The organism is Bacteroidia bacterium, from assembly GCA_025056095.1.
Taxonomy (GTDB): Bacteria; Bacteroidota; Bacteroidia; order JANWVE01; family JANWVE01; genus JANWVE01.
Genome location: JANWVW010000108.1, coordinates 1 through 9,455 on the forward strand (window position 1 = coordinate 1; position 9,455 = coordinate 9,455).

7 protein-coding genes are annotated in these 9,455 nt (G+C 38.6%); 3 read left to right on the forward strand and 4 right to left on the reverse strand.

Annotated elements, in window-relative coordinates:
* Positions 1-343: 343 nt before the first annotated feature.
* Positions 344-1,099, reverse strand: a complete 756-nt coding sequence (locus tag NZ519_08770) for a T9SS type A sorting domain-containing protein (protein MCS7028845.1) — start codon at positions 1,097-1,099, stop codon at positions 344-346.
* A gap of 186 nt (positions 1,100-1,285) precedes the next feature.
* Here NZ519_08770 and NZ519_08775 point away from each other — a divergent pair, with 186 nt between their 5' ends.
* Positions 1,286-2,977: a T9SS type A sorting domain-containing protein gene (locus tag NZ519_08775; GenBank protein ID MCS7028846.1), complete on the forward strand. Its 1,692-nt coding sequence runs from the start codon at positions 1,286-1,288 to the stop codon at positions 2,975-2,977.
* 20 nt (positions 2,978-2,997) lie between these two features.
* On the opposite strand, the gene NZ519_08780 is transcribed toward NZ519_08775, so the two are convergent.
* Together NZ519_08780 and NZ519_08785 are read right to left on the reverse strand one after the other, a co-directional pair.
* Positions 2,998-3,168: a hypothetical protein gene (locus NZ519_08780; GenBank protein ID MCS7028847.1), complete on the reverse strand. Its 171-nt coding sequence runs from the start codon at positions 3,166-3,168 to the stop codon at positions 2,998-3,000.
* Between the two features lie 53 nt (positions 3,169-3,221).
* Positions 3,222-4,883, reverse strand: coding sequence for a capsule assembly Wzi family protein (locus NZ519_08785; protein ID MCS7028848.1), 1,662 nt, complete (start codon positions 4,881-4,883; stop codon positions 3,222-3,224).
* A gap of 99 nt (positions 4,884-4,982) precedes the next feature.
* Here NZ519_08785 and NZ519_08790 point away from each other — a divergent pair, with 99 nt between their 5' ends.
* On the forward strand, positions 4,983-5,561 hold the full coding sequence (locus tag NZ519_08790) for a MarC family protein (protein MCS7028849.1): 579 nt from the start codon (positions 4,983-4,985) through the stop codon (positions 5,559-5,561).
* On the opposite strand, the gene apaG is transcribed toward NZ519_08790, so the two are convergent.
* On the reverse strand, positions 5,558-5,968 hold the full coding sequence (apaG, locus tag NZ519_08795) for a Co2+/Mg2+ efflux protein ApaG (GenBank protein ID MCS7028850.1): 411 nt from the start codon (positions 5,966-5,968) through the stop codon (positions 5,558-5,560). The genes NZ519_08790 and apaG overlap by 4 nt on opposite strands.
* A 127-nt stretch (positions 5,969-6,095) precedes the next feature.
* Between apaG and NZ519_08800 the strand changes: the two genes are divergently transcribed.
* The gene (locus NZ519_08800) at positions 6,096-9,341 is read left to right on the forward strand and encodes a S41 family peptidase (protein ID MCS7028851.1); all 3,246 of its coding nucleotides are present in this window, start codon (positions 6,096-6,098) and stop codon (positions 9,339-9,341) included.
* Positions 9,342-9,455 lie beyond the last annotated feature (114 nt).

Here is a 9,455-nt window from a genome sequence, read left to right on the forward strand (position 1 = left end):
AGCGTTAGCGTAGCCCGCAGCACGCCGACCTTGTGGGCATGAGCGCAGCGAAACGCCCACAAGGGCACGCCCAAAAAATTAAAGTTCCCAAGCAAATCACACCTGAGTACACTAATAGTTAAGTGTCTGAATCCTGCCTGCTACTGTTTGACAAAACGTGTTGCTTTATGACCTACAAACGGAATAAAATAAGCTTGCCGATTTAATTTGATTATCTATTTGGGCATTTGATAAAAGATACTCCGAGCTTTCCCTTTTGATGACTAACCGAGCAACTAAACTGCGTTTTCAACTCAAAAGAAAGTTAGTCTTTACGATTAGGTAGGAAATTTGTTTTTATGAATCAGTTTATAGACTTAAGTACTTTTTTACTGATTACCCCATGATTTTGCAAAGTAACCTGAATGAAATAAACACCTGGTTGGTAGTCTTGTAAGCCGAGTGTTATTGTTTTTTGGTTTATATTATCTTTTGCGTAAATAAATCTTCCCTGGTAATCACATATCTGGATGGTTTGTATTTTGTCTATATCTGTGTGAATAGTAACTTGGTTATCTGTTACGGGATTAGGATAGCAAATAATACTTTTATCTAACCGTTCTTTATGTTGTAAAGACAAGTAAGTTTGACTATATACTTTCAATTGGCTAGTAAAGGTATTATCTCCACTAGACGTACTATTTCCATTTGCCGCAAGAAAAGCGCCGTAGAAAACAACACTGTCAGCTGTGGGTGCTATCCAATCAAATGTCCATGTTTTTGTACCTGATGGGGCATTAGTGCCTGAGGAGGTGTGCGTAACATATTTATTCATGCCCACAAGCTGTGTTTCGGGGTTAGTAATAATCATGTTTCCCATTAAAGCCCCTGAATTATTTTGAGGAGATATTGAGAATCCATATTTTGTTACTCCTGGTCTACTGATGGTAGCCGTTATGGTATAAGTCTGACCTGGTACAAAACCTGAGGTAGGGATATTGGAAGTGATTAGTCCTGTTAGAGGTGTGTTTATACCTCCGTGGCAACCTGTACAAGTAGCACCGCTCTCTGCTGGGGCGCCTGCTTTACCTGATGGCGCACCGCTAGAATTAGCCGGCAATTTTGACAAACTGAAAGCAACTGCTACAATTAAAGAAAGAAAAGACAGAAATAATTTAACCTTGTTCATACCCTTTTTACGCTGCTTTAAATGGTTTAGTTCATTTTTTCTGTAAAAATTTTTTAAAAGGTCTTGCGAATATCAAAAAATGTTTTTAGTTTTGGGATTATTTTAGTTGGAGGAATTATGAAAAAAATATATGTTCTCTTCTTGCTTACCGCTGCCCTGTCTAGCAGGTCGCAAGATTTATTCTTTATCAATGGAGCCACAGTAACTGTACAGTCAGGCGCAGAAGTATGGATTTTTGGGGGCTTAAATGCAACAGGAGCTAGCAGCCAAATTACTAACAACGGGAACATTTATGTAGAAGCAAATGTAGGTGGCGGCGATTGGACCAACAATGCAGGACCAGGCTTACTATCTGGAACAGGGACTGTAACAATTGGCGCAAACATTAACCAAAATATAGGTGGTACATTCCCTACTACATTTTTTAATCTAACCCTCAAAAGTAGTACAGTAGCAGGTAGCAGCATAGGAGTAGTTGCTGACAACGCCACAGTTACTCAAAAAATTATGACACAAAACATTTTTGTAGGTGCAAACTCTGATGCTACTAATCTCGGTTCACCTCCTACTAACTTTTCAGGTGTATTAAACCTTAATAACGAAGTCCTAAACACTCAAACTTTTATCTGCTCTGTGGTCAATCCTGCAACTACAGCCATCACTCGCACAGGGGCTGTAACTGCTCCATACAGCAACGCAACTAATGAAGGCATGGTTATTAGTAGTGGCGCAGGTAGATTAGGGCGCACTACCTCCCTAGCTGGTACTTACTTTTTCCCTGTGGGTTCATTGACAGGTACCCCTCGTTTCAGACCTGTTGAGATTATCACTCCTGCCGCAGTTGCTAACAAGGGTTACCTCGTCCGAATGGAAAATAGTAACCCTACTGCTTTGAGCAGCAACTTAGATACCGACCCAGGTGAAGAACTCTTCTCTATCAACCAAGCATACTATCACATTATTAACCATACCCTTGCAGGTGCTGATAACGTAACCATACGCATTCACCATGACTTTACAGCAGATAATGTTTGTGATGCTAATCATGTAACAATTGCTAACCTCATCGGTACAATTTGGCAAAACCAAACACCTACCATTTCTACTACAGTAAACGCTTCACCTCTTTTGTCTTGGACACAAGATAACCCCTACAACGGTAACTATAACACTGAAAACTTTGCCTTAGCAGGCTGGTGGAACAATGTACCTATCTTTGACGGAACCCCCGCTTGTACCTTCCCTGTAACAGAAATTAAGCTTGTTGCACAAGGTAAAGAAAATCACATCGGACTAAAATGGACAACAAACGTGGAAGCTAACGTTAAAGGCTTTTATCTTGAACGCTCTGATGATAATGGACTATCTTTCAACGATATAACCTATCAAAATAGCTTAGGTAATTCCTCTACTCCTCGCCATTATACTCATGATGACCACGCAGTTGTAAAAAATCATACTTATTTCTATCGTGTACGCCAAGTAAGTAAAGACGGACAAGTAATGTATTCTAACATTGCCGAAGCAACTTTACTAGATGGCAATTTATCTTGGGGTATAGAAATATATCCTAATCCCATGAGCAACCAAGCCCAAGTTGTATTCAATCTCAATGAAGATAACAATATTCAACTTGCTGTCTATAACGCATTAGGTCAAGCAATTATTAACAAGACTTATGTGTTAAAAGCAGGTAGCCACACTATTACTGTCAACACTTCTACATTAAGCAAAGGTGTGTACAACTGGGTATTTACCGATACTAAAGGAAATGTACTTTCTCATAAAATTACCAAAATTGACGAATAACTCATAGCTCTTATTACTACTTATGATTTCTGTTTCTGCGGAGCTTTTTGAATAGAGCTCCGCATTTTTTTAGGTTTCTTTTTTGGGCGTGCCCCTTGCTGCGCAAGGGTCGGGGCATTCCGCACGTAGCCCGTAGCACGCCGTCCTTGCCCACACAAGCGCAAGCGAAGTGTGGGCAAGGACACGCCCAAAAAATTAAAAAATTCAATCCTTCAAACATTATGTACCACTTACGAAAAAAAGATTAAAATTTATATCGCCTGGGTTCAAAGTTAATACGAACCCCTGTCATCAAAACAGAAGAAGAGGTATTTTTGACCAAACGGTCTTTTTCTGTCCGCATACGGAATAACAGATCGTAATACATGTTAGGAAAAAACTCATAGCTAACTCTTGCATACACAAACCGAACTTCCGTAAGCACGCCTTGCAAAGTTACATTATTGTAATCTTGAAGCTTTAAGTTATTGCTTGCAAATATATTTGCTCCGTATTCGTAGCCATCGGTAGAGTTAGCCCCATACTGTGCATAAGAAGCTATCAACTCACATTCTAAATTTTTTACAGGTGTGTAGAGAATTGTACCCACTACCTCATGCGCATTAGCACCAAGATAGTGCCCAAGATATTGATTATAGTGTGCATAGTTAGCAGAAACGTTGTAATGTCCAAAGGTATAAGGGCGTATGCGAGTATATTCAACAGCTACGTCTAAATTTCTCACTCCAAGCACGTTGATGTATTTAGCCCCCAATTGATAAGCATATTTATTGCCCCACCAGCCCTTACCATACTTACGATTACCCACATTGTAGTCATCTAATACAAATTGCCCATGTAACTTAACTCTTTTAGCTATACGAATGGTAGCATCTGCATTGAGAAAAGAATTATCAGGGCTACCAATATACTGCTCCACAGAGCGATAAAAAATAACGGGATTAAGATACTGCAATTCAAAACCTCTGTGTCCATTAGGGTTGTAAGATGCGGCTACTACACATTCAGAAAGACCTATGTTAATATTTTTTGTCAGGTTGTAGCCTAATCGGTGAAAGGTAGCGTACTTGCGCGGATAAGCACCAATAGCATCAGGTTTATTGTACCTGAAATCTACTAGTTGAGTATACAAATTGGTATATTGAATTTTCCATACAGTAGTTTGCACTTTAAGAAATAAATAGTCTGTGGCAAAATCTGACAAAATCAACGAGGATTGCCCTTGTCCCCAAAAATTTCTATCCCTTCCAAACTGTAGCTGTATATACTTGTGAGCTCTTACATCAACGTATCCTTTAACAGTAGCAAAATCATACCCGCGAGTTTTGAAAGTTTTGAGAAAATTTTCACCTGGAACTACTTGGTAGGTCTGAATGTAGTTAGATATGTACATATCAGGCACAAATTGATTGTCTATCACTTCGGTAAAATATCCAATTCTGTTGCCCAATCTGCCGCGAATGTTTAGTCCTCTCGAATTTTGATATGCACGCTCTTTTAGATAAATGCCGTTTAGGTTGTTGCCTTCTCTTATTCCTACGGCACCATAAATAACAGGATTGATAAAAAAATCAAAATCTTTGCTTTGGTAGCTGTAAATATCACGATAGTTTGTATAAAAGTAGCGGAATATGCCTTTTACCGAGTCCATTTTACCTTGCACATCTTTGACTTTGAGCTTGTTTCTTTGGCTACGCCAAATTGTTTGTGCACTATCTGCTTTTTGAATTAAGGTATAAGCATAGTCGCGCCTGTAAGGTTTAATAAAGCTGCTGCCCATATCCTCACTGTATCCTAATATTTCCAATCGCTCTACATACTGCGCTAATGAAGATTGTAAAGGAACATACGTATGCTGTGCTACTACCAAATGAGTGATAAAACAAACTAAAACCAAAAATCGCATGTACAAAAATACACTAAAAAACAGTTTTCATAGCAGAATATGCCCTGCACAAATTTTATGACCATACCAACCGTAAGCAATTTTCTCTACTTTTGTGGCATGTTTGAAAATTTTTCTCTTAAAGACCTGCTAAGCGTAACTTTGACATTATTTGCTATTATCGATATTGTAGGGAGCATTCCTGTAATTATAGCCACACGTCAGCAGGTTGGTGAGATAAAAGCACTAAAAGCAAGTGTTGTGGCAGGTACTATCATGATAATTTTTCTTTTCACAGGTGAGCAGTTTTTATCTTTAATGGGGATAGATTTACCTAGTTTTGCCGTAGCAGGTTCTATTGTGATATTTTTTATTGCATTAGAAATGGTATTAGGGGTGCGATTATTTAGAGGAGATACCACAGGTAGCAGCGCTAGCGTTGTGCCGATTGCTTTTCCTTTAATTGCAGGTGCAGGAACAATGACGACGCTTCTTTCGCTCAAATCTCAATTTAATGATGCAGTGATTGTAATTGGAGTATGTATTAACATGGTCATTGTCTACCTTGTTTTGCGGAGCTGTGTATGGATAGAAAAGGTCCTCGGACCTAGTGGAGTGGTAGTAGTTCGTAAAACATTTGGGGTAGTGTTGTTGGCTATTGCTATCAAATTGTTTAGAAGTAATATGTTTAAATTTTAGTTAAGTAATTCAGGAATACATAGAGTAAAAGCAGGGATATTGACATTAAATAGTTCATTTGTATCTGTATAGCGCATGGTATAATAGCCCTTCATGTTACCTATCGGTGTGGGCATGTCTGTACCGCTAACATACTCATGACTTTGACCAGGTTCTAAAATGGGCTGCTGACCAATTACACCTTCGCCTTCTACTTCTCTTATGCGTCCTAAACCATCTGTAATAATCCACTTGCGGCGAAGTAGTTGTACAGTTCTTTCCCCATGATTGATAATTTTTATTTTGTAAGCAAAAATATATCGCTGATGCGCAGGGGAAGACTGTTGAGGTAAGTACACTCCAACAGCTATTACTTCTATTTTTTTGGTAATCTGAGATTCTGCAAAAGATTGGGCAGACTTGAACATAACGCAAATATAATAACAAATCTACCGTAGTAAACAGTTTTTTCGTACAAAAGCGTTTCTCTATTGTGTAGTCTGCATTTACAGTACTTTAAGTTTAATAGAAATTTGTCATATTTGCGTGAAATTCATGCTTAATCCAATGAAAAATATCTTTTTAATTTCAATAATCTATTTCTTTTTGCCTATAAGAGGCTTACTATGTCAAAATAGTCCTTTATGGATGCGCTATCCTACTATTTCTCCTGATGGAAAGTATATTGCTTTTAGCTATCAAGGGGACATTTACAAAGTTAGTGTACAAGGCGGGTTAGCTATACCTCTAACTCAGCACCCTGCTCATGATACTCGCCCTGTGTGGTCAAAAGATGGAAAAAGTATAGCTTTTGCATCTGACCGATATGGTAATTATGATATTTTTTTAATTTCCGAAAACGGGGGAGCACCTTTACGTTTAACTTACCATAGCGGTAATGACATTCCTTTTTCTTTCACGCCTGATAATAAAAATGTCTTATTCAAAGCTACTCGCATGGACGCAGTAAGCAGCGTGATGTTTCCTTACAGGGCTTTTTCAGAACTGTATGCAGTGCCTACTACTGGTGGTAGACAAAAGCAAATTTTATCTACGCCTGCCGAAGATGCTGTATGGGATAAAACAGGTAAAAAACTTTACTATCACGATATAAAAGGAGGTGAAGACCCATTTAGAAAACACCACACTTCATCAGTAACTCGAGATATATGGGTATACGACGCTAATACAGGAAAACATACCAAACTAACTGACTTTGAAGGTGAAGACAGAAACCCCATACTCACTCCTGATGAAAAAGAGTTATATTTTCTTAGCGAACGAAGTGGTTCTTTTAATATATGGAAAATGTCATTGGATAATCCTAAGCAACTTACTCAAATTACCAAGCATAAAGACCACCCCGTTCGTTTTTTAAGTATGGCGAGTGATGGTACCTTATGTTATGGTTACAGGGGAGAAATCTATATTCGCAAAGGAAACGAGGACATTAAAGTTAATATTCAAATAATCAATGATAACAAGGAGAACGAGCATCGTTTTGAACATTTCACCACAGGTGCTACAGAGTTAGAAATTTCGCCTAATGGAAAGGAAGTAGTCTTTGTGGTACGAGGAGAGGTCTTTGTAGCTTCATTAGAGCATGGTACTACTAAACGCATCACTAATACCCCTGAACAAGAACGCAGTGTAAGCTTCAGCCCTGATGGCAAAGCTATTCTATACGCAAGCGAAAGGAACGGAAGCTGGAACATTTACCAAACAAAAAAAGTACGGGAGGATGAGCCTTATTTTTATCTTGCTACTATTCTCAAAGAAGAACCCTTGTTAGAAAATGAGGAAGAAGAATTTCAGCCTGTTTATTCACCTGATGGAAAAGAAATTGCTTACTTAGAAGAGCGAAACACTATTAAAGTCTACAATTTAGCTACCAAGCAATCTCGCACTGTTTTAGGACCTGAAAAAAATTATTCTTACGTTGATGGCGACATATACTTTGCTTGGTCCCCTGATAGCCGCTATCTATTAGCGGAATGCCACGACAATGACCGATGGTCATCAGATATCTGCTTAATTGACGTGTCAGGTAAAGAACCTCCTATCAACCTTACTCAAAGCGGATATTTAGATAACATGCCCAAGTGGATGCTGGGAGGTAAAATGATGATTTGGCTATCTGATAGATATGGCAGAAGAGGTTCAGGAAGTGGGGGAGGTTCAGAAATTGACGTGATGGGCATGTGGTTCGACAATACTGCTTATCAACGATTCAAAATGAGTAAAGCCGAATTAGATGCCCAAAAGGAATTAGAAAATAAAAACAAAAAAGAGGATAAAGACAAAAAAGAAGAAAAAGACAAAAAGGAAGAGAAAAAAGAAGTACAACCCTTAATACTCAATCTCAAAAATTTAGATGAGCGTACAGAGCGCTTAACTACTCATGCTTCTAACGTTTCAGACGCAGTCCTTTCCCCTGATGGAGAAAAATTATATTACCTAACTCGCTTTGAAAAAGGTGCAGATCTTTGGGTACATAAACTCTACGAACGCGAAGTAAAACTGATTACAAAGCTAGAAGGTCCTTTCGGAGGAATTATACAAGACAAAGAAGGCAAATTCCTTTACATTGTTTCCAACGGCACAATGACCCGCGTTAACCCTGAAAATGGAGAAAAAAAAGTATTATCGTTTAATGCTGAAATGGAGCTCAAACCGTTAGAAGAACGAAAATACTTGTTTGAACACGTTTGGCGACAAACTTACAAGAAGTTTTATGTAAAAGATATGCATGGTGTAGATTGGAAAATGTACAAAAAAGAATACGAACGTTTTTTACCTCATATCACGCATAATAGGGATTTTGCAGAAATGTTGAGTGAGCTACTTGGCGAACTTAATGCTTCTCATACAGGAGCAGGCTACAGACCCACGCCCAATCCAAAAGATGATGCTACTGCATCACTTGGCGTTTTTTATGACGAAAACTACACAGGCAAAGGTCTCAAAATTGCTGAAATTATGGATAAAAGTCCGCTCTGGTACTATGACAACGTTAAAGCAGGAATGATTATTGAAAAAATTGATGATGTTGAAATTACTCCTGAATTAGATTTCTACAAACTACTTAATCACAAAGAAGGCAAATTTACTTTGCTAACTATTTACGACGAAGCAAATAACAAACGTTTTGAAATTACGGTCAAGCCTATTTCTTTGGCTATGGAAAGCGAGCTAATGTACCAGCGATGGGTAAAAATACAGGAAGCTATGGTGGATAAGCTTTCTGGAGGTAGGTTGGGCTATGTGCATGTAAGGGGCATGAATGATGCAAGTTTTAGAGAAGTGTTTTCTAAAATGATGGGCAAGTATCATGCAAAAGAGGGAATTATTGTAGATACACGTTGTAATGGTGGGGGATGGTTGCATGATCATTTAGCGGTGCTTTTGAGTGGTAAAAAATATCTTACTTTTTATCCACGAGAGCAAAAAGGCATGGGCGGCGAACCTTTGGACAGATGGTATAAAAAATCGGTAGTTCTAATGAATGAAGCTAATTATTCTGATGCTAATGTATTCCCTTATGTGTATCAATACCTTGGGTTGGGCAAGCTTATTGGCATGCCTGTGCCAGGTACGGGAACCGCAGTATGGTGGGAAACTTTGCAGGATAACACTTTGTATTTTGGTATTCCGCAGGTAGGTATACTTCGTAATGATGGTAAGTACATGGAAAATACTCAACTAGAACCTGATATAAAGCAGCCCAATGACTATGACCAAGTAGTAAAAGGCAGAGATCAGCAATTAGAAAAAGCAGTTGAGTTTTTGCTTAAAAATTAGGTTCTTGAGAATTGCTTTACTAATCAAAAATTGATATTTTTTTGGGCGTGCCCTTGCCCGCGTTTCGCTAACGCTCATGCGGGCAAGGTCGGCGTGCTACGGGCTACGCTAACG